Genomic DNA, 19270 nt, shown 5'->3' with positions numbered 1-19270 from the left:
CACGGATAAGAACAAGGGGTTACAGCGATGCCAGTCAAGGGCGACGCTCCGGCGCTTCCGGGCGCGCGGGCGGTTGCGCGCCACGTGCGCATCTCGCCGAACAAGGCGCGCCGTGTGATCAACCTCGTCCGCGGTCTGCCCGCGAAGGAGGCTCTCACGGTCCTGCAGTTCGCGCCGCAGGCTGCGAGTGAGCAGGTCTACAAGGTGCTCGCCAGCGCGATCGCGAACGCCGAGAACAACGAGCGGCTCGACCCGGACGCGCTCCTGGTCAGCGAGGCGTTCGTCGACGAGGGCCCGACGCTGAAGCGGTTCCGGCCGCGGGCGCAGGGCCGGGCGTACCGGATCCGCAAGCGCACCTGTCACATCACCGTCGCGGTGGAGGCCGTCCAGGTCGCCACGCCGGCCCGCAAGGCCGCCGCGAAGAAGGCCGCGCCGGCCAAGAAGGCGGCTCCCGCCGCTGCCGAGGCCACGCCGGCCGAGTCCCAGAGCACGGAAGGTGCCGAGTAATGGGTCAGAAAGTTCACCCCACCGGGTTCCGGCTCGGCATCTCCACCGACTGGAAGAGCCGCTGGTTCGCGGACAAGCTCTACAAGGACTACATCGGCGAGGACGTCAAGATCCGCCGCATGATGTCCAAGGGCCTCGAGCGCGCCGGCATCTCCAAGGTGGACATCGAGCGCACCCGCGACCGGGTCCGCGTCGACATCCACACCGCCCGGCCGGGCATCGTCATCGGCCGTAAGGGCGCGGAGGCCGACCGCATCCGCGGCGAGCTCGAGAAGCTCACCGGCAAGCAGGTCCAGCTCAACATCCTCGAGGTGAAGAGCCCGGAGTCGGACGCGCAGCTCGTGGCGCAGGGCGTCGCCGAGCAGCTCTCCAGCCGGGTCAGCTTCCGCCGGGCGATGCGCAAGGCCATGCAGTCGGCGATGAAGAACCCGGTCTGCAAGGGCATCCGGGTGCAGGTCTCCGGCCGCCTCGGCGGCGCGGAGATGAGCCGCACGGAGTTCTACCGCGAGGGTCGTGTTCCGCTGCACACGCTGCGGGCCAACATCGAGTACGGCTTCTTCGAGGCCCGTACCACGTTCGGCCGCATCGGCGTGAAGGTCTGGATCTACAAGGGCGACGCCGTCCCCGGTCGTGAGGTCGCCCCCGAGGCGCCCGCGCGTCCGCGCCGCGAGCGTGGCGACCGTCCGGACCGTCCGCGCCGTGGCCGTAGCGGTTCGTCCGGTACCACCGCCGGTGGCACCGAGGCCGGCCGCGCTGCCGCTGCCGCCCAGGCCAAGGGCGACACCCCGACCGGTGAGTCGATCGACGACGCGGCTGTCGCCGCGGCGCCGGCCGCTGCCGACCCGCAGCAGGAGGGCTGACACATGCTGATGCCGCGTAAGCCCCCGAAGGGCTTCCGCAAGCCGCACCACCCGGACCGCCACGGCGCGTCCAAGGGCGGCAACCGGGTGGTCTTCGGCGAGTTCGGTATCCAGGCTCTGGAGCCGGCGTACGTGACCAACCGGCAGATCGAGTCGGCTCGTATCGCCATGACCCGTCACATCAAGCGTGGCGGCAAGGTGTGGATCTCGATCTTCCCGGACCAGGCTCTGACGAAGAAGCCCGCCGAGACCCGCATGGGTTCCGGTAAGGGCTCGCCGGAGTGGTGGGTGGCGAACGTCAAGCCGGGACGCATCCTCTTCGAGATGTCTTTCCCGAACGAGACGATCGCGCGCGAAGCGATGCGTCGCGCGATCCACAAGCTCCCGATGAAGTGCCGCATCGTGACACGCGAAGTGGGTGAAAGCTGATGGCAGCGGGCGTTAAGGCAGCCGAGCTGCGGGAGCTCTCCGAAGAGGAGCTGGTCTCGCGGCTGCGGGAGGCCAAGGCGGAGCTGTTCAATCTTCGCGTGCAGGGCGCGACCGGCCAGCTCGACAATCACCGTCGGCTGCAGGTGGTCCGCAAGGACATCGCGAAGATCTACACGATCATGCGTGAGCGTGAGCTGGGGCTCTCGGCCGCGCCGAGTGAGGTGACAGCATGAGTGAGAACGCTGCTGCTGCGCCGCGGGCTCAGCGCAAGGTGCGCGAGGGCCTCGTGGTCAGCGACAAGATGGACAAGACCGTCGTCGTCGAGGTCGAGGACCGCGTCAAGCACGCCCTCTACGGCAAGGTTCTCCGTCGTACCCGCAAGCTGAAGGTGCACGACGAGCAGAACGCGTGCGGCATCGGCGACCGGGTCCTGATGATGGAGACCCGTCCGCTGTCCGCCACCAAGCGGTGGCGTGTCGTGGAGATCCTCGAAAAGGCCAAGTGAGTGCGCTGGGCCGGCTTCGGCCGGCCCAGCCCACCATCGTTCCGCCAAGCTTCGGATGAACATCCCGGAGAACTGGCAGACATAGGAGACAGACGTGATCCAGCAGGAGTCGCGACTGCGCGTCGCCGACAACACGGGTGCCCGGGAGATCCTGTGCATCCGCGTACTGGGCGGCTCCGGCCGCCGCTACGCGAGCATCGGCGACGTCATCGTGGCCACGGTCAAGGACGCCATCCCGGGTGCCGGTGTGAAGAAGGGCGACGTCGTCAAGGCGGTCATCGTCCGCACCGCCAAGGAGAAGCGCCGTCCCGACGGCTCGTACATCCGTTTCGACGAGAACGCCGCCGTCATCATCAAGGACGGTGGGGACCCCCGCGGTACGCGTATCTTCGGCCCGGTCGGCCGCGAGCTGCGCGACAAGCGGTTCATGAAGATCATCAGCCTGGCGCCGGAGGTGCTCTGACCGTGAAGATCAAGAAGGGCGACACGGTCGTCGTCATCGCCGGCAAGGACAAGGGTGCCAAGGGCAAGGTCATCGCGGCCTTCCCGCGCCAGGACAAGGTCCTCGTCGAGGGCGTCAACCGCATCAAGAAGCACGAGCGCATCCGTACGACGCAGCGTGGTTCGAAGACCGGCGGCATCGTCACGCAGGAAGCCCCGATCCACATCTCCAACGTGCAGATCGTGGACGACCAGGGCAAGCCGACCCGCGTCGGCTACCGCGTCGACGACAACGGCCAGAAGGTCCGCATCGCGCGTACGACTGGTAAGGACCTGTGATGACTGCCGCTACCGAGACCAAGACTCTGCCCCGGCTGAAGCAGAAGTACCGCAGCGAGGTCGTCGCCGGGCTTCAGGAGCAGTTCAAGTACGGCAACCCCATGCAGGTTCCCGGCCTGGTGAAGGTCGTCGTGAACATGGGTGTGGGTGAGGCCGCCCGCGACGCCAAGCTGATCGACGGCGCCGTCCGGGACCTGACCACCATCACCGGTCAGAAGCCGCTGGTGCGGCGGGCGACCAAGTCCATCGCGCAGTTCAAGCTGCGTGAGGGCATGCCGATCGGCGCGAAGGTCACCCTCCGCAACGACCGGATGTGGGAGTTCCTGGACCGGCTGCTGTCGATCGCGCTGCCGCGTATCCGCGACTTCCGCGGCCTCGACGGGCGCAAGCTCGACGGGCACGGCAACTACACGTTCGGCCTGACCGAGCAGTCGGTGTTCCACGAGATCGACCAGGACCGGATCGATCGCACCCGGGGCATGGACATCACGGTGGTGACCACCGCCACGACCGACGAGGAGGGCCGGCAGCTGCTCAAGCTCCTGGGCTTCCCGTTCAAGGAGAACTGAGCATGGCGAAGAAGGCCCTGATCCTCAAGGCTGCCGCGAAGCCGAAGTTCGCTGTGCGTGCGTACACCCGCTGCCAGCGTTGCGGGCGCCCGCACTCGGTCTACCGCAAGTTCGGCCTGTGCCGGGTGTGCATCCGCGAGATGGCCCACCGCGGCGAGCTGCCGGGCGTGTCCAAGGCTTCCTGGTAACCCTGACTTTGTACTACCGCTTCGCCGTAGGCCCTGGCCCCGGCTGGGGAACCCCGGCGAGAAAGGTTGACGAATACCCATGACGATGACGGACCCGATCGCAGACATGCTCACGCGTCTGCGTAACGCCAACCAGGCGTACCACGACAAGGTGACCATGCCCTTCTCGAAGATCAAGGCGAACATCGCCGAGGTCCTCAAGGCCGAGGGTTACATCGCCTCCTGGTCGGCCGAGGAGCCCGAGGAAGGCGCTGTCGGCAGGCGTCTGGTCGTTGAGCTCAAGTACGGCCAGAACCGCGAGCGCAGCCTCGCCGGCATCAAGCGCGTGTCCAAGCCCGGTCTCCGGGTTTACGCCAAGTCCGACGAGCTCCCGCGCGTGCTCGGCGGCCTGGGCGTCGCGATCATCTCGACGTCCCAGGGCCTCCTGACCGACCGGCAGGCCCGCAAGCGGAGCGTTGGCGGGGAAGTCCTCGCCTTCGTCTGGTAACGGAGACTCTGACATGTCGCGAATCGGACGTAAGTCGATCCCGGTCCCGGCCGGCGTCGACGTCACCATCACGGGCCAGACCGTCAAGGTCAAGGGCCCCAAGGGCGAGCTCTCGCACACCGTCTCGGAGCCGATCACGGTCGAGAAGGCGGACAACGGCGAGCTGGTCGTCAACCGCCCCAACGACGACCGTAAGGCCAAGGAGCTGCACGGTCTCTCGCGTACCCTGGTCGCCAACATGATCGTCGGCGTCACCGAGGGCTACAAGAAGACCCTGGAGATCAACGGCACCGGTTACCGCGTGACCGCCAAGGGCAAGGACCTCGAGTTCGCCCTGGGCTTCTCGCACCCGGTCAACGTGCCCGCGCCGGACGGCATCACCTTCTCGGTGGAGCGGCCAACGCAGTTCACGGTCGCCGGCATCGACAAGCAGCTCGTCGGCGAGGTCGCCGCGAACATCCGGAAGATCCGCCCGCCGGAGCCCTACAAGGGCAAGGGCGTCAAGTACCAGGGCGAGGTCATCCGCCGCAAGGCTGGAAAGGCAGGTAAGAAGTGACCGCCACGCTGCTCAAGCGCCGCAATGGGGGCGGAGTCGCCTCCAAGCGCGCCGTCGGAAAGGCGCGTCGGCACTTCCGGGTCCGCAAGAACGTCCGCGGCACTGCCGAGCGTCCCCGTCTGGTCGTCACCCGGTCCACGCGGCACATCACCGCGCAGATCGTGGACGACCTCAAGGGCCACACGCTCGTCTCTGCCTCCACGCTCGACGCCTCCCTGCGGGGCTCCGAGGGTGACAAGAGCGCCCTGGCCGGCAAGGTCGGCGCTCTCCTCGCCGAGCGCGCGAAGGCCGCGGGCGTGTCCAAGGTCGTCTTCGACCGCGGTGGCAACAAGTACGCGGGGCGTATCGCCGCGCTTGCCGACGCCGCCCGCGAAGCCGGACTCGAGTTCTAGGAAGGAAGACCAATGCCTGGTCAGCAGCGCCGTGGCGGCGGGTCCGGCGGTAACAACGAGGGCGGCCGCCGCGACAACCGCCGTGAGGGCGGCCGCGGTAACGCGCCCGTCGAGAAGACCCCCCACCTGGAGCGGGTCGTAGCGATCAACCGTGTCGCGAAGGTCGTGAAGGGTGGTCGTCGCTTCAGCTTCACCGCCCTCGTGATCGTCGGCGACGGTGACGGCACCGTCGGCATCGGATACGGCAAGGCCAAGGAGGTGCCCGCGGCCATCGCCAAGGGCGTCGAGGAGGCCAAGAAGCACTTCTTCAAGGTGCCGCGGATCGGTGCGACGATCCCGCACCCGATCACCGGCGAGGCCGCCGCGGGTGTCGTGCTCCTCAAGCCGGCCTCCGCCGGTACCGGCGTCATCGCCGGTGGCCCGGTGCGTGCCGTGCTCGAGTGCGCGGGCATCCACGACGTGCTGAGCAAGAGCCTCGGCTCGTCCAACCCGATCAACATCGTGCACGCGACGGTGGCCGCTCTGAAGGGCCTCGAGTCGCCGGAGAAGGTCGCGGCGCGCCGTGGCCTGCCGGTCGAGGACGTGGCGCCCGCGGCCATGCTGGCGGCGCGTGCGGAAGCGGCGGTGCACTGATGGCACGCTTGAAGGTCACCCAGATCCGGTCCGAGATCGGCCGCAAGCAGAACCAGCGGGACTCCCTGCGGTCGCTCGGCCTGAAGCGGATCAACGATGTGGTGGTCAAGGAGGACCGCCCCGAGATTCGGGGCATGATCTTCGCCGTGAGCCACCTCGTGAGTGTTGAGGAGGTCGAGTAATGGCGATCAAGGTCCACCACCTCCGGCCGGCGCCCGGAGCCAAGACGCCGAAGACCCGCGTGGGTCGCGGTGAGGGCTCCAAGGGCAAGACCGCCGGTCGGGGCACCAAGGGTACGGGAGCTCGCAAGAACGTCTCGGCCGCGTTCGAGGGTGGGCAGATGCCCCTCCACATGCGTCTGCCGAAGCTGAAGGGCTTCAAGAACAAGAACAAGGTCGTCTTCCAGGTCGTGAACCTGGACCGGCTCGCCGAGCTGTTCCCGAACGGCGGCGAGGTCGGTCCGCTGGAGCTGGCCGACGCCGGCGCGGTCCGCCGTGGCCAGCCGGTGAAGGTCCTGGGCTCCGGCGAGCTGGGTGGCGTGTCGCTGCAGGTGTCGGCGCACGCGTTCAGCGAGTCGGCCAAGGAGAAGATCGCAGCCGCCGGTGGTTCCGCCACCGAGCTGTGAGGCTTGCCGGGGATGCCGGTCCGGGTTTCGCGCAGCGATGCTCGGCCGGCATCCCCGTTGTGGCGTCTGACCTGGCCTTTTGCCGGGCCGGGCGCCGTGGTTCCACCAGCCGCGGCGTAGCTCTTCGTCCCCGGGTGCTGCACAAGCGGCGACCGTGCCTCACGGCAGGCACGTCAGGCTGTTAAAGTCCGTTCCCAGCCAGGTATATCGGTCGTCCGGACCGATGCCTACCCCCATCCGCCGGTTTCAGGCGGCCACCTCGCGCAGGAGGAAGAAGTTGCTCTCCGCCTTTCTGAGTGCGTTCCGGACGCCTGACCTGCGCAAGAAACTGCTGTTCACAGTAGCGATCATCGCGGTCTACCGGCTCGGGGCAACACTGCCCAGCCCGGGCGTGTCCTACACCAACGTGAAGAACTGCCTGAAGGCCGTGAACGATCAGGACGCGGGCACCGGCGTCCTGAACCTGCTGAACCTGTTCTCCGGCGGCGCGCTGCTGCAGCTGTCGGTCTTCGCGCTCGGCATCATGCCGTACATCACAGCCTCGATCATCCTGCAGCTGCTGACGGTGGTGATCCCTCGCCTCGAGCAGCTCCGCAAGGAGGGCCAGTCCGGGCAGGCGAAGATCACGCAGTACACCCGGTACCTGACCCTGGGCCTCGCGATCCTGCAGTCCTCGGCGTTCGTGGCGCTGGCCCGCTCCGGCCAGCTCTTCGCCGGCGCCTGCCCGCAGGACCAGTCGAACTTCGCGATCATCCCCAAGGGCACCGGGATCCCCGACTGGCTGACGCTCTCGATGCTGGTCATCACGATGACCGCCGGTACGGGCGTCGTCATGTGGCTCGGCGAGCTCATCACCGACCGCGGCGTCGGCAACGGCATGTCCGTCCTGATCTTCACCTCGATCGCCGCCCGCCTTCCCGGCGAGGGCTGGACGATCAAGGAGAGCAGCGGCTGGGCCAAGTTCTGGCTCGTCGTCGCCCTGGTGCTGCTCGTCATCTGCGCGGTCGTCTTCATCGAGCAGGCCCAGCGCCGCATCCCGGTGCAGTACGCGAAGCGCATGATCGGCCGGCGCATGTACGGCGGCACGTCGACGTACATCCCGCTGAAGGTCAACCAGGCCGGCGTCGTGCCGGTGATCTTCGCGTCGTCGCTGCTCTACCTGCCGCAGCTGTACCTGCAGTTCTTCGACAAGAACAACCTCAAGGGCTACCAGCTGTGGATCCAGGACAACCTCGCTGACCCGAGGAGCCCGATCTACATCACGTCGTACTTCCTCATGATCATCTTCTTCACGTACTTCTACGTGTCGATCACGTTCAACCCGACCGAGGTCGCCGAGAACATGAAGAAGTACGGTGGCTTCGTACCGGGCATCCGGCCCGGTAAGCCGACCGCCGACTACCTGGACTTCATCCTGAGCCGGATCACGCTGCCGGGCGCGCTCTACCTCGGCCTGATCTCGGTCCTGCCGAACTTCTTCTTCATCTGGCTGAACAGCCAGCAGTACCAGAACTTCCCCTTCGGCGGCACCGCGGTGCTGATCATGGTGGGCGTGGGTCTGGAGACGGTGAAGCAGATCGAGAGCCAGCTCATGCAGCGCAACTATGAAGGGTTCCTCCGGTAGTGGGGGCGCGGAGCCGGGGGGCTCTTGCGTCTGTGGTTCGCGAGGCTCGTTCTCACCGAAGCGAGGCGATGTAGGTGCGGCTGGTACTGGTGGGCCCTCCGGGGGCCGGCAAGGGGACCCAGGCTGAGTTCATCGCCGCCCATCTCGCCGTACCGAAGATCTCGACCGGGGACATCTTCCGGGCCAACGTGTCGCAGGGCACGCCGCTGGGCCTCGAGGCCAAGCGCTACATGGACGCGGGCAACCTCGTGCCGGACGAGGTCACCATCAACATGGTGCGCGACCGGCTCGCCGAGCCCGACGCCGGCGACGGCTTCCTGCTGGACGGCTTCCCGAGAACCGTTCCGCAGGCGTCGGCGCTCGACAAGCTGCTCGCCGACCTGGGCACCGCGCTCGATCTGGTGATGGAGCTCGTGGTCGACGACGACGAGGTCATCCGGCGGCTCTCCGGCCGCCGGACCTGCCGCGGCTGCGGCAAGATCTGGCACGTCGAGTTCGACCCCACCAGCAAGGAGAACATCTGCGACCGGTGCGGTTCCGAGCTGTTCCAGCGTGACGACGACCGGGCGGAGACGATCGCCAACCGGCTCGTCGAGTACGCGGACAAGACCGCCCCGCTCGTCGACTTCTACGGCGCCCAGGGCAAGCTCGTCGGCATCGACGCCACCGGGCCGGTCGAGGACGTCACCGTGCGGGCCATCGACGCGCTGCGGTCGTACGGGGGCTGAGATGCGCCGTCAGCAGCTGGACATCCAGCTCAAGACGCCGGAACAGATCGAGCTCATGCGCGGCGCCGGCCTGGTCGTCGCCGCCGCGCTGGACGCCATGCGCGCGGCCGTGGCACCCGGGGTGTCGACGGCCGACCTCGACGCCATCGCGGAGAAGACCATCCGGGACGCCGGCGCGGTCCCCTCGTTCAAGGGGTACCACGGCTTCCCGGCGTCGATCTGCGCCTCGGTCAACGAGCAGGTCGTGCACGGCATCCCCTCGCCGTCCCAGGTGCTGCGCGAGGGGGATCTCATCTCCCTCGACTGCGGCGCCATCCTCAACGGCTGGCACGGCGACTCCGCCATCACCGTCGGCGTCGGCGAGACCGACCCCGAGCTGCTGCGCATGGCCGAGGTGGCCGAGGACGCGATGTGGGCGGGAATCGCCGCAGCCGCCCGAGGCGCCGCCAACGGCCGCGGCCGGCTCACCGACATCTCCTTCAACGTCGAGAAGGCCGTCCGCAAGGGGGGCCGCTACGGCATCGTCGACGGGTACGGCGGACACGGCATCGGCACCGAGATGCACCAGGACCCGCACGTGCTCAACCACGGCAAGCCGGGCAAGGGCCCACGACTGGTCCCAGGGCTGTGCCTGGCGATCGAGCCGATGATCACGATGGGCTCGCCCCGGACCCAGGAGCTCTCCGACGGCTGGACCGTCGTCACCCGGGACGGCTCGATGGCGGCGCACGTGGAGCACACGATGGCGCTGCTCGACGACGGCGTGTGGGTGACGACGGCGCGGGACGGCGGCCGGGCCCGCCTCGGCGACCTGGTGACGTCCCGCCAGCCGGCGGTCGGTTCGCTCGCCGAGTGACCGGCGGCCTGGTGCTGCCGGCATCGCGGTCGTCATGAACGCCGAGTATTGACTCGGCGGCGGAGCAAACAGGGGCCGCGATTCGAGGCCGGATTTGGCATGCTGACCGCATGGCTCAGGAAGACATGCGGGTGGGGGACGCCGAGCGGCAGGCTGCCGCCGACCGGCTGAAGGTGGCCCTGGAAGAGGGCCGGCTGGAGCTGAACGAGTACGACGAGCGGCTGCAGCGGGCGTACGCGGCGAAGACCTACGGCGAGCTGGACGGCCTCACCGCCGACCTGCCGGGAGTCATCCCCGCACAGCGGGCCCAGGTCGTGCCCCAGCCGGACCGGGAGGCGCCCCTGGGCACGTCGGGCATGGAGGAGATGCGCAAGCCCTCCGGGCCGCCGTGGCTGGCCTCCTATGCCGGTGTCGTGGTGGTCTGCGTCATCGTGTGGGCCCTGTCCTCGCTGGCATCGGGAGAGTTCATCTACTTCTGGCCGGGTTGGATGCTGATCCCGCTCGTGTTCGGCGTGATCGGTCGCCGGGCGAGCCGCAGGCGCTGACCGCGCCGGCGGAGGCCCGCGGGCCGGCTCGCCGGGACCGGCCACCCGGCCCGGCGGGATCACCGCGAAGAGGACGACAAGGAGGCCGGCGCCGAGCGAGGAGAGCCGGCGCCCGGCGACTGCTTGCGACGCTTGCCGCGCTCCTGGCGGGCTCTGCCGTTGTGAGCGTCGCGCTGGCATCCTGGAGGGCATGGGGCGGGACGAGATGAGGGCCGCCGACGCTGATCGGCAGGCCGTCGCCGACCAGTTGCGGGTCGCGCTCGAGGAGGGCCGGCTCGAGCTGCACGAGTACGACGAGCGGCTGCAGCGCGCCTACGCCGCCAAGACGTACGGGGATCTGGCCGGGCTGCTGACCGATCTGCCCGCCGCCACCGTCCCCGCGCCCCGGCCCGCGCCCGATGCGGCGCTGCTCGTCACCGCCTCGGACGGGGAGCTGACCCGGCGGTGGCTGGCGGAGGTCTGGGGGAGCTGGGTCTCCGTGGTGGGTATCACGGTGGCGATCTGGGCCGTGACCTGCCTGGCGACCGGTGGGCTCACCTACTTCTGGCCGGTGTGGGTCGCCGGGCCGTGGGGCCTGGTGCTGGTCTTCGCGACGGTCTCCGGGCTGGTCGGCGGGGAGCCGCGGAAGCGGGCCGTGCGGCGGGCGCGCAAGGAGCAGGCGAAACAGCTCAAGCGTGAGCGCCGGGCGCTGGAGGCGGAAGCGATCTCGCGCGGTGAGCTGCCGGCGGCTCCCAAAAAGGCGAAGGAGCCGAAGAAAACGCGCTGAAGCGACTGGTTTGTCCGGTTCCGGGAGTCGTCGACACACCCGACCCCGGGTTACGGGGACCTCGGTTTGGTGTCGATGCCCGGGCGCGCGTACACTGGCTTGCTGGCGCACAGCGTCCACTCCGGCATGTCCATCAAGCGCTTCTGATGGCGCCGGAGCCGCGGCTGGTCCGGCCCCGTCGGGGTCGGGATGAATGCTGTGAGCCTGCCCCAAGAACCCGATGTCAGGTAGCGGAGGACATGCCAAAGAAAGACGGAGCCATCGAGATCGAAGGCCGAGTGATCGAGCCCCTGCCGAACGCCATGTTCCGTGTGGAGCTCGCGAATGGTCACAAGGTGCTGGCTCACATCTCCGGCAAGATGCGGCAGCACTACATCCGCATTCTTCCTGAGGACCGGGTCGTCGTCGAGCTTTCGCCGTACGACCTGACCCGTGGGCGCATCGTCTACCGCTACAAGTAACAGGGTCGCGGGGATCCACATCCCGTCTGACTGAGAGTTAAGGCAAACCGTGAAGGTCAAGCCGAGCGTCAAGCGGATCTGCAACAACTGCCGGGTCATCCGGCGGCACGGGCGCGTCATGGTCATCTGCAAGACCGACGCGCGTCACAAGCAGCGCCAGGGCTGATTGTCAGCCTCTCGCTGCCAGATCCGCACCACTGAAGAAGCTCGTCCCAGCCGCGGTGTCATGCACGTTGATGGCGCGCGGTCTCACCCCCGGTCGGAGGCCGGGGCCCGCCCGGGCAGGCGGGGAGGGGACGGGCACAGACCTCCGTGAGACACCTGAGGAGTACGCCCACTTATGGCACGACTCGTCGGCGTCGATCTTCCCCGCGAGAAGCGGATGGAGATCGCGCTCACCTACATCTTCGGGGTCGGTCGGACCCGCGCCGTGGAGGCGCTCACCGCGACCGGCATTGACCTGAACAAGCGCGCCAAGGACCTCACGGACGAGGAGCTGGTCCAGCTCCGCGACTACATCGAGGCCAATTTCAAGGTTGAGGGTGACCTGCGCCGCGAGGTCGCCGCGGACATCCGCCGCAAGGTCGAGATCGGCTGCTACGCCGGCATCCGCCACCGTCGTGGGCTCCCCGTCCGGGGTCAGCGCACGCGGACCAACGCTCGTACCCGCAAGGGTCCGAAGCGCACGGTCGCCGGTAAGAAGAAGCCCGGTCGGAAGTAAGAGGAGCGCACTGACTTATGCCACCGAAGGCACGCGCTGGGGCCCCCGTCAAGAAGGTCCGGCGCAAGGAACGCAAGAACGTCGCCCACGGGCAGGCGCACATCAAGAGCACCTTCAACAACACCATCGTGTCGATCACCGACCCGACCGGTGCGGTCATCTCCTGGGCCTCGTCCGGCCAGGTGGGCTTCAAGGGCTCCCGCAAGTCGACTCCGTTCGCCGCGCAGCTGGCCGCCGAGGCCGCCGCGCGCCGGGCCATGGAGCACGGCATGCGCAAGGTCGACGTGTTCGTCAAGGGCCCCGGCTCCGGCCGGGAGACCGCCATCCGTTCGCTGCAGGCCGCCGGTCTCGAGGTCGGGCAGATCTCCGACGTCACGCCGCAGCCGCACAACGGGTGCCGTCCGCCGAAGCGTCGCCGGGTCTAAGGGAGAGATCGAAGCAATGGCTCGTTACACAGGTGCGGACTGCAAGCGCTGCCGCCGCGAGAAGATGAAGCTGTTCCTCAAGGGCAGCAAGTGCGATGGTCCGAAGTGCCCGTTCGAGTCCCGGCCGTTCCCGCCCGGGCAGCACGGCCGCGGCCGGACCAAGGAGACCGAGTACCTGCTCCAGCACCGCGAGAAGCAGAAGGCCCGTCGTACGTACGGCGTGCTCGAGAAGCAGTTCCGCGGTTACTACGAGGAGGCTGTCACCAAGCCCGGCAAGACCGGTGAGGTGCTCCTGCAGATCCTCGAGTCCCGTCTCGACAACGTCGTCTACCGGGCCGGCTACGCCGCCTCCCGGGACATGGCCCGGCAGCTGGTCAAGCACGGCCACTTCCTGGTCAACGGCGTGAAGGTCGACATCCCGTCGTACCGGGTCAAGGAGCACGACATCGTCACGCTCCGCGAGAAGTCGAAGGAGATGACCCCCTTCGTCGTCGCGCAGGCCCAGGCCGGTTCCCGTCCCGTCCCGGCGTGGCTGGAGCCGATCCCGAGCGAGATGAAGATCCTGATCCACTCGCTCCCGGCCCGCGCTGTCATCGACACGCAGGTCCAGGAGCAGCTGATCGTCGAGCTCTACTCCAAGTAGTGCTCCTACCGGGCGCCTCGGCACCGAGGCGCCCGGTGCATCACCTTCGGACGGCCATCAAATAGCGGGTGGCCCGACAGAAAGAAGAACAGCGTGCTCATCAGCCAGCGGCCGACCCTCTCGGAGGAGTCGCTCAGCGAGACCCGCTCCCGGTTCACCATCGAGCCCCTGGAGCCGGGCTTCGGCTACACCCTCGGCAACTCGCTGCGGCGGACCCTGCTGTCGTCCATCCCGGGCGCGGCGGTCACCAGCATCAAGATCGACGGCGTCCTGCACGAGTTCACCACCATCCCCGGTGTCAAGGAGGACGTGGTCGAGCTCGTCATGAACGTCAAGGAGCTCACCGTCAGCTCCGAGCACGACGAGCCGGTCAGCATGTACCTGCGCAAGCAGGGCCCGGGCGACGTCACCGCCGGTGACATCCAGCCCCCCGCCGGCGTGTCCGTGCACAACCCCGACCTGAAGCTGGCCACGCTCAACAGCAAGGGCCGGCTCGACATGGAGCTCACCGTCGAGCGGGGCCGTGGCTACGTCACGGCGGCGCAGAACAAGAGCGCCGGCGCCGAGATCGGCCGGATCCCGGTCGACTCGATCTACTCGCCGGTCATGAAGGTGACCTACCGCGTCGAGGCCACCCGTGTCGAGCAGCGCACCGACTTCGACCGCCTGATCATCGACGTCGAGTCGAAGGCGTCCATCTCGCCCCGTACCGCGCTGGCGTCCGCCGGCTCGACCCTCGTCGAGCTGTTCGGCCTCTGCCGCGAGCTGGACGAGACCGCCGAGGGCATCGACATCGGCCCGTCGCCGCAGGACGCCCAGCTGGCCGCCGACCTCGCCCTGCCGATCGAGGAGCTGGACCTCACGGTCCGGTCGTACAACTGCCTCAAGCGCGAGGGCATCAACACCGTCGGCGAGCTGATCGGGCGGACGGAGGCCGACCTTCTGGATATAAGGAATTTCGGTCAGAAGTCGATCGACGAGGTCAAGATGAAGCTCGCCGGAATGGGCCTGGGGCTGAAGGACAGCGCGCCGTCCTTCGACCCGGCGCACGTGGTCGATTCGTTCGGCGACGTGGACTACGACACGGACGACTACCGCGAGACCGAGCAGCTCTGATCTCGCTCGGCCCGAACTAGGAGCAACGGGAAATGCCTACGCCCACCAAGGGTCCCCGCCTCGGCGGCAGCCCGGCGCACGAGAAGCTGCTGCTGGCCAACCTGGCCACGGAGCTCTTCCGGCACGGGAAGATCAAGACGACCGAGACCAAGGCGCGGCGCCTGCGCCCCCTGGCGGAGCAGCTGATCACCAAGGCCAAGCGCGGTGACCTGCACGCCCGCCGCCGGGTGCTGACCGTCGTCAAGGACAAGGACGTCGTGTACGCCCTGTTCGAGCAGATCGCTCCGCGCTACGGCAACCGGCCGGGTGGCTACACCCGGATCACCAAGACCGGCCCGCGCAAGGGCGACGCCGCTCCCATGGCGGTCATCGAGCTGGTCGAGGAGCTGCAGGTCGCGGCCACCACGGCGCCGGCCAAGAAGGCGGCCCGCAAGGCTGCCGCGCAGCAGGACAAGGTCGAGGCGCTCGCCCGCGAGGACGAGACCCCCGCCAGCGCTCCCGCCGCGGACGACACCGCCGCCGACCAGGACGCCGAGCCGCCGGTGAACGCTTCCGGCGACAAGGGTGCCGAGGGCCCGGGCGACCAGGCCGAGGGTGAAGACACCGACGACACCAAGGCCTGAGCAGGCACGTGCGGCCCGGCACCCCTCGTGGGTGCCGGGCCGTTTCGCTTTTTCGGTACGGATGAAGGACCGGTTGTGACTCGTCTGCGGCTCGACGTCTCCTACGACGGCGGGGACTTCTCGGGATGGGCGGCCCAGCCGTCCCGGCGCACGGTGGCCGGGGTGCTGACCGAGGCGCTCGGCAAGCTCGTCGGGCCCGACGTCCCGCTGGGGCTCACCGTGGCCGGGCGTACGGACGCGGGGGTGCACGCCACCGGTCAGGTGTGCCACATCGACCTGCCGGCCGACACGTGGGAATCGTTGCGGGAGTCGCTGCTGCGCAGGCTCGCGGCCCTGATGCCACCGGACGCCCGGGTGAAGGGGGTGACGCCGGTGCCGGCCACGTTCGACGCGCGGTTCTCGGCCACGTTCCGCCGTTACGAGTACCGGGTCGCGGACACGGTGTTCGGTCCCGAGCCACTGCGCCGGCACGACACGATCGGCTGGGTGCGCCCGCTCGACGTGGACCGGCTGAACGAGGCCGCGGCGGGGCTGGTGGGGTTGCACGACTTCGCCGCGTACTGCAAGCGCAAGGAGCATGCGACCACCGTGCGGGCCATCACCCGGCTGGAGTGGCGCCGGGAGCCGGACGGGGTCGCGGTCGCGACCGTGCAGGCGGACGCGTTCTGCCAGGCGATGGTGCGCAGCCTGGTCGGGGCGATGCTGACCGTCGGCGACGGCCGTCGGGACCCGGCCTGGCCGGCGAAGCTGCTGACGATGCGCGAGCGGTCCAGCGAGGTGACGGTGGCGCCGGCGCACGGGCTGACGCTGGTGGCGGTCGGCTACCCGGACGAGGCCGAGTACGCCAGCCGCGCGGATGCGACCCGCCGCCTGCGCGCCTGACCGTTACGGCGTGACGCTGCGCTTGTCCAGGACGTCCTCGGCGAGATAGTGCTCGACCAGGTCCACTGTGATCTGTTCCGCGTACGGGTCGTCGTCGGTGACCAGGGTGCCGTCCGGCCGTGAGATGACGCAGTAGAGCAGGTAGTGGCCGACGTCGTGCCACCCGACCTGGGTCAGCGGCGTGCCGGTGGTGCCCATCGCCGCGAAGCTGCCCCGACCGGCCTCGACCAGGGCGCCCGTCTGGTCGCCGGCCGTCTTCGCCGTGGCCGCGTCGGGCAGGTTGAAGATGCCGGCGGTGACCCGGTAGTCGCCGTACGGCGCGACCATGCCGGCCCGGACCACCTGGCTGCACCCCTGCTCGTCGAGCAGGCCGCCGAGCTCGCCCGTGGTGGCGATCGCGCAGTCGGTGTCGGTGTGCGTCACGGTGACCCGGTAGGGCGCGGCGCCGGTCGCGAGCCGGATCTCCGGGCCACCGAACACCTCCTGGCGGGTGAGCGGCGCGGCGTCCATGTCACGGGAGGCCAGGGCCTCCGTCGCGGCGCCCTGCGGTGCGGACGAGCCGTCGAGCGGTCCCCGGCGTTCCTCCGCGATGACGAAGAACGCGGTGAGCACGACGATCGACGTGATGATGAGGGCGCCCAGGCCGCTCAGCAGCAGCTGCAGCGCCTGCTGGGGCTGGGCCAGGGGGTGCAGCGGGCCACCGGGGCGCCGGGGGACCGCGCGGACCACCGCCCGGGGCCACAGGCGCTGGGTCTTCTCGTCCTGCGGGCGGGGCATGGGCCGCGTCCGCATCCGCGGGATGACGACGGCGTGCCGCTGGGGGCGGCGGTGCTGGGCAGGCGGGGTGGTCACCCGGGCGAGGGCCTGCCGGGTGAGGATCGCGAGTCCGCTTCCCGGATTCGCACGATGGGCGGAGCGGGAGTGGGAGTCGCGGTGCATGATGCCAAGGTAGGAGCGCACTGTGATCGATGAACGCACAGATTGTGCGGCACCCCGGTGCGCCGGCGCTCGTTGCGCGGCGGGAGACTGACGGGGTGAGCGCCGACCATTACTTCACTGCCGAGCCGGCCGCGCCCGAGACGCGAGGGCGGATCGAGTTCACCGCGGCCGGGCGGGCGTACGACCTGGCGGTCGCGCGCGGGGTCTTCTCCGCGGGGCGGCTCGACCCCGGCACCGCCGTGCTGCTGCGCAAGGCGGACCTGCCGACCGTGGCGACCACCGGCACCCTGCTCGACCTGGGCTGCGGCTACGGCCCCATCACCTGCGTCCTGGCCAGCGAGGCCCCGGCCGCCACGGTGTACGCCATCGACGTCAACTCCCGCGCCCGCGACCTCACCGCCGAGAACGCCGCCGCCCTGGGCCTCGCCGACCGGGTCCGCGTCTGCGCTCCCGACGAGGTGCCCGACGGGGTGACGTTCGACGAGATCTGGAGCAACCCGCCGACCCACGTCGGCAAGGCGGAGCTGCACTCGCTCATGGACCGGTGGCTCGCGCGGCTCGCACCGGGCGGCGTGACCTGGCTGGTGATCAACCGCAACCTCGGCGGTGACTCGCTGCACGCCTGGCTGACCGACCGGGGCTGGGACGTGCACCGTACGGCCAGCCAGCGCGGCTTCCGCGTGCTGAAGGTGACCCGGGGGCCGGAGAAAACCGACTGACCTGCGCCGCTTCCTCGGGGAGGATGGCCGCGTGGGTTACGTGGATGTCGCCGGGGTCGGGTTCGTGCTGCCGGACGGGCGGGAGCTGTTCTCGGACGTCTCGTTCCGGGTCGGCGAGGGCGCGAAGGTGGCGCTCGTCGGGCCGAACGGTGCCGGCAAGACCACCCTGCTGCGGATGGTCGCCGGTGACCTCGCCGTGCCGGTCGGTACGGTGGCTCGCTCCGGCGGGCTCGGCGTCATGCGCCAGTTCATCGGGATGATCGGCGATGACCGTACCCTTGTCGATCTTGCCTTGTCCCTGGTCGCCCCGGAGTTGCGGGCGGCGGGCGAGGCCATGGCCGCCGCCGACGCCGCGCTGCGGTCCGCGCCCGACTCGGAGAAGGCACAGCTGCGGTTCGCCAACGCGCTGACCGGGTGGGGCGAGGCCGGCGGCTACGACGCCGAGGTGCTCTTCGACACGGTCGCCGTCGCCATCCTGGGCAAGTCCTGGGACGAGGTGCGGAGCCGGCCGGTGCGGACGCTCTCCGGCGGGCAGCAGAAGCGGTTCGCCCTCGACCTGCTGCTGCGCGGCGGCGACGAGGTGCTGCTCCTCGACGAGCCGGACAACTTCCTCGACGTTCCCGGCAAGCGGTGGCTGGAGGCGCGGCTGCGCGAGTCGCCGAAGTCGGTGCTCTACGTCTCGCACGACCGCGAGCTGCTGGCGCAGACGGCGACCCGGGTGGTGGCGGTCGAGGGCGGCAGCGCGTGGACCCATCCCGGCGGGTTCGCCTCCTGGCACGAGGCTCGCGCCAACCGGCACGAGCGGCTGCTGGAGCTGCGCCGGCGGTGGGACGAGGAGCACGAGAAGCTGCGCGAGCTGGTGTTCACCCTGAAGCAGAAGGCGACCTTCAACGACGGTATGGCGTCGCGGTACCAGGCCGCCCAGACGCGGCTGCGCAAGTTCGAGGAGGCCGGTCCGCCGCCGCTGCCACCCAAGGAACAGTCGCTGCGGATGAACCTGCGCGGTGGGCGTACCGGAAAACGGGCCGTGGTCTGCACCGACCTGGAGCTGGAGGATCTGACCTTTCCCTTCGACCTGGAGATCTGGTACGGCGACCGCGTCGCCGTCCTGGGCGCCAACGGCACCGGCAAGTCGCACTTCCTGCGGCTGCTCGCGGCCGGCGGCACGGATCCCGAGGCCGACAACAAGCCGGTCGACGGCGCGCCGCTGGCCCACGTCGCGCACAACGGCATCGCGCGGCTCGGCGCCCGGGTGCGGCCCGGCCACTTCTCGCAGACCCATGACCGGCCGGAGCTGCTCGACCGCACGCTCGTCGACATCCTCTGGCGCGGGGACGAGCACCGGTCCGGATTGGACCGCGCGGGCGCGATGAAGGCGCTCAACCGGTACGAGCTGGCGGCGCAGGGCGACCAGCGGTTCGGCACGCTCTCCGGTGGGCAGCAGGCGCGGTTCCTGGTGCTGCTGCTGGAGCTGTCGGGTGCCACGGTCCTGCTGCTGGACGAGCCGACGGACAACCTGGACCTGGCGTCGGCCGAGGCGCTGGAGGAGGGCCTGCAGGCGTTCGAGGGCACGGTGATCGCGGTCACGCACGACCGCTGGTTCACCCGCGGCTTCGACAGGTTCGTGCTCTTTCAGGGCGACGGTGAGGTCGTGGAGACCCCGGAGCCGGTCTGGGACGTCCGCTGACGGG

General features: G+C 69.4%; 31 protein-coding genes. 30 read left to right on the top strand and 1 reads right to left on the bottom strand.

All coding sequences use genetic code 11. The features are described 5' to 3' along the window. Positions 1–27: 27 nt before the first annotated feature. The 28 genes from rplV (at position 28) to truA (ending at position 15921) form a co-directional block, all read left to right on the top strand. Positions 28–507 (top strand): 50S ribosomal protein L22, encoded by a 480-nt coding sequence (gene rplV / locus AB0J80_RS13165; RefSeq protein WP_364704292.1) that lies wholly within the window; start codon positions 28–30, stop codon positions 505–507. Further along, positions 507–1367 carry a 30S ribosomal protein S3 gene (gene rpsC / locus AB0J80_RS13160; RefSeq protein WP_364704290.1) on the top strand — a complete coding sequence of 287 codons (861 nt, stop codon included), beginning with the start codon at positions 507–509 and terminating at the stop codon, positions 1365–1367. The genes rplV and rpsC overlap by 1 nt, the downstream gene beginning before the upstream one ends. A gap of 3 nt (positions 1368–1370) precedes the next feature. Beyond that, a complete protein-coding gene (gene rplP / locus AB0J80_RS13155; protein ID WP_015618999.1) occupies positions 1371–1796 on the top strand; it encodes a 50S ribosomal protein L16 in 426 nt (141 codons plus the stop codon). Continuing rightward, positions 1796–2029 carry a 50S ribosomal protein L29 gene (gene rpmC, locus AB0J80_RS13150; RefSeq protein ID WP_106130636.1) on the top strand — a complete coding sequence of 78 codons (234 nt, stop codon included), beginning with the start codon at positions 1796–1798 and terminating at the stop codon, positions 2027–2029. Before rplP ends, rpmC begins: the two co-directional genes overlap by 1 nt. Then, positions 2026–2301, top strand: a complete 276-nt coding sequence (rpsQ, locus tag AB0J80_RS13145) for a 30S ribosomal protein S17 (protein WP_071803326.1) — start codon at positions 2026–2028, stop codon at positions 2299–2301. Before rpmC ends, rpsQ begins: the two co-directional genes overlap by 4 nt. 94 nt (positions 2302–2395) lie before the next feature. Further along, on the top strand, positions 2396–2764 hold the full coding sequence (gene rplN, locus AB0J80_RS13140) for a 50S ribosomal protein L14 (RefSeq protein WP_015619002.1): 369 nt from the start codon (positions 2396–2398) through the stop codon (positions 2762–2764). Continuing rightward, complete coding sequence (gene rplX / locus AB0J80_RS13135) at positions 2761–3081, top strand: 50S ribosomal protein L24 (protein WP_364704487.1); 321 nt, start codon at positions 2761–2763, stop codon at positions 3079–3081. Before rplN ends, rplX begins: the two co-directional genes overlap by 4 nt. Next, on the top strand, positions 3081–3650 hold the full coding sequence (gene rplE / locus AB0J80_RS13130) for a 50S ribosomal protein L5 (protein WP_364704288.1): 570 nt from the start codon (positions 3081–3083) through the stop codon (positions 3648–3650). The genes rplX and rplE overlap by 1 nt, the downstream gene beginning before the upstream one ends. Positions 3651–3652: 2 nt before the next feature. Then, complete coding sequence (locus AB0J80_RS13125; RefSeq protein WP_106130632.1) at positions 3653–3838, top strand: type Z 30S ribosomal protein S14; 186 nt, start codon at positions 3653–3655, stop codon at positions 3836–3838. A 79-nt stretch (positions 3839–3917) separates the two neighbouring features. After that, positions 3918–4325, top strand: coding sequence for a 30S ribosomal protein S8 (gene rpsH, locus AB0J80_RS13120; RefSeq protein WP_071803329.1), 408 nt, complete (start codon positions 3918–3920; stop codon positions 4323–4325). 13 nt (positions 4326–4338) lie between these two features. Beyond that, positions 4339–4881, top strand: coding sequence for a 50S ribosomal protein L6 (gene rplF, locus AB0J80_RS13115; RefSeq protein ID WP_364704286.1), 543 nt, complete (start codon positions 4339–4341; stop codon positions 4879–4881). A gap of 8 nt (positions 4882–4889) precedes the next feature. Next, complete coding sequence (rplR, locus tag AB0J80_RS13110; RefSeq protein ID WP_364704485.1) at positions 4890–5273, top strand: 50S ribosomal protein L18; 384 nt, start codon at positions 4890–4892, stop codon at positions 5271–5273. A 12-nt stretch (positions 5274–5285) separates the two neighbouring features. Beyond that, positions 5286–5906, top strand: coding sequence for a 30S ribosomal protein S5 (gene rpsE, locus AB0J80_RS13105; protein WP_015619009.1), 621 nt, complete (start codon positions 5286–5288; stop codon positions 5904–5906). Then, entirely contained in the window at positions 5906–6088 is a 183-nt protein-coding gene (rpmD, locus tag AB0J80_RS13100) for a 50S ribosomal protein L30 (protein WP_071803333.1), read from the top strand. Before rpsE ends, rpmD begins: the two co-directional genes overlap by 1 nt. Further along, the gene (rplO, locus tag AB0J80_RS13095) at positions 6088–6531 is read left to right on the top strand and encodes a 50S ribosomal protein L15 (protein ID WP_364704284.1); all 444 of its coding nucleotides are present in this window, start codon (positions 6088–6090) and stop codon (positions 6529–6531) included. Before rpmD ends, rplO begins: the two co-directional genes overlap by 1 nt. A gap of 277 nt (positions 6532–6808) precedes the next feature. Continuing rightward, positions 6809–8155 carry a preprotein translocase subunit SecY gene (secY, locus tag AB0J80_RS13090; RefSeq protein WP_364704281.1) on the top strand — a complete coding sequence of 449 codons (1347 nt, stop codon included), beginning with the start codon at positions 6809–6811 and terminating at the stop codon, positions 8153–8155. 74 nt (positions 8156–8229) lie between these two features. Then, positions 8230–8883, top strand: a complete 654-nt coding sequence (locus AB0J80_RS13085) for an adenylate kinase (protein ID WP_071803336.1) — start codon at positions 8230–8232, stop codon at positions 8881–8883. Position 8884: 1 nt separating this feature from the next. Continuing rightward, a complete protein-coding gene (gene map / locus AB0J80_RS13080) occupies positions 8885–9739 on the top strand; it encodes a type I methionyl aminopeptidase (RefSeq protein ID WP_364704278.1) in 855 nt (284 codons plus the stop codon). Positions 9740–9849: 110 nt separating this feature from the next. Further along, on the top strand, positions 9850–10284 hold the full coding sequence (locus AB0J80_RS13075; protein WP_364704275.1) for a DUF1707 domain-containing protein: 435 nt from the start codon (positions 9850–9852) through the stop codon (positions 10282–10284). A 190-nt stretch (positions 10285–10474) separates the two neighbouring features. Further along, entirely contained in the window at positions 10475–11050 is a 576-nt protein-coding gene (locus AB0J80_RS13070) for a DUF1707 domain-containing protein (protein WP_364704273.1), read from the top strand. Between the two features lie 239 nt (positions 11051–11289). Then, on the top strand, positions 11290–11511 hold the full coding sequence (infA, locus tag AB0J80_RS13065) for a translation initiation factor IF-1 (RefSeq protein ID WP_007073013.1): 222 nt from the start codon (positions 11290–11292) through the stop codon (positions 11509–11511). Positions 11512–11560: 49 nt separating this feature from the next. Next, complete coding sequence (gene rpmJ, locus AB0J80_RS13060) at positions 11561–11677, top strand: 50S ribosomal protein L36 (RefSeq protein ID WP_015619018.1); 117 nt, start codon at positions 11561–11563, stop codon at positions 11675–11677. 174 nt (positions 11678–11851) lie between these two features. Continuing rightward, positions 11852–12232, top strand: coding sequence for a 30S ribosomal protein S13 (rpsM, locus tag AB0J80_RS13055; protein WP_071803339.1), 381 nt, complete (start codon positions 11852–11854; stop codon positions 12230–12232). 17 nt (positions 12233–12249) lie between these two features. Further along, entirely contained in the window at positions 12250–12657 is a 408-nt protein-coding gene (gene rpsK, locus AB0J80_RS13050) for a 30S ribosomal protein S11 (protein ID WP_015619020.1), read from the top strand. Between the two features lie 16 nt (positions 12658–12673). Next, positions 12674–13300 (top strand): 30S ribosomal protein S4, encoded by a 627-nt coding sequence (gene rpsD, locus AB0J80_RS13045; RefSeq protein WP_071803341.1) that lies wholly within the window; start codon positions 12674–12676, stop codon positions 13298–13300. 93 nt (positions 13301–13393) lie between these two features. Continuing rightward, positions 13394–14416 carry a DNA-directed RNA polymerase subunit alpha gene (locus AB0J80_RS13040; RefSeq protein ID WP_071803342.1) on the top strand — a complete coding sequence of 341 codons (1023 nt, stop codon included), beginning with the start codon at positions 13394–13396 and terminating at the stop codon, positions 14414–14416. Between the two features lie 32 nt (positions 14417–14448). Beyond that, entirely contained in the window at positions 14449–15039 is a 591-nt protein-coding gene (rplQ, locus tag AB0J80_RS13035; protein WP_364704267.1) for a 50S ribosomal protein L17, read from the top strand. 75 nt (positions 15040–15114) lie between these two features. Next, on the top strand, positions 15115–15921 hold the full coding sequence (gene truA, locus AB0J80_RS13030; RefSeq protein ID WP_364704265.1) for a tRNA pseudouridine(38-40) synthase TruA: 807 nt from the start codon (positions 15115–15117) through the stop codon (positions 15919–15921). Between the two features lie 3 nt (positions 15922–15924). Here truA and AB0J80_RS13025 read toward each other — a convergent pair whose 3' ends face one another. Continuing rightward, positions 15925–16860: a hypothetical protein gene (locus AB0J80_RS13025; RefSeq protein WP_364704262.1), complete on the bottom strand. Its 936-nt coding sequence runs from the start codon at positions 16858–16860 to the stop codon at positions 15925–15927. 95 nt (positions 16861–16955) lie between these two features. Between AB0J80_RS13025 and AB0J80_RS13020 the strand changes: the two genes are divergently transcribed. Then, positions 16956–17579, top strand: a complete 624-nt coding sequence (locus AB0J80_RS13020) for a methyltransferase (protein ID WP_364704260.1) — start codon at positions 16956–16958, stop codon at positions 17577–17579. Between the two features lie 31 nt (positions 17580–17610). Beyond that, complete coding sequence (locus tag AB0J80_RS13015) at positions 17611–19266, top strand: ATP-binding cassette domain-containing protein (RefSeq protein WP_364704257.1); 1656 nt, start codon at positions 17611–17613, stop codon at positions 19264–19266. Positions 19267–19270: the final 4 nt, after the last annotated feature.

This window comes from Actinoplanes sp. NPDC049548 (assembly GCF_040676695.1).
In the GTDB taxonomy this organism is placed as follows: domain Bacteria; phylum Actinomycetota; class Actinomycetes; order Mycobacteriales; family Micromonosporaceae; genus Actinoplanes.
The sequence above is the reverse complement of the archived record's forward strand: the minus strand, read 5'-3'. Positions and strand labels throughout refer to the sequence as shown.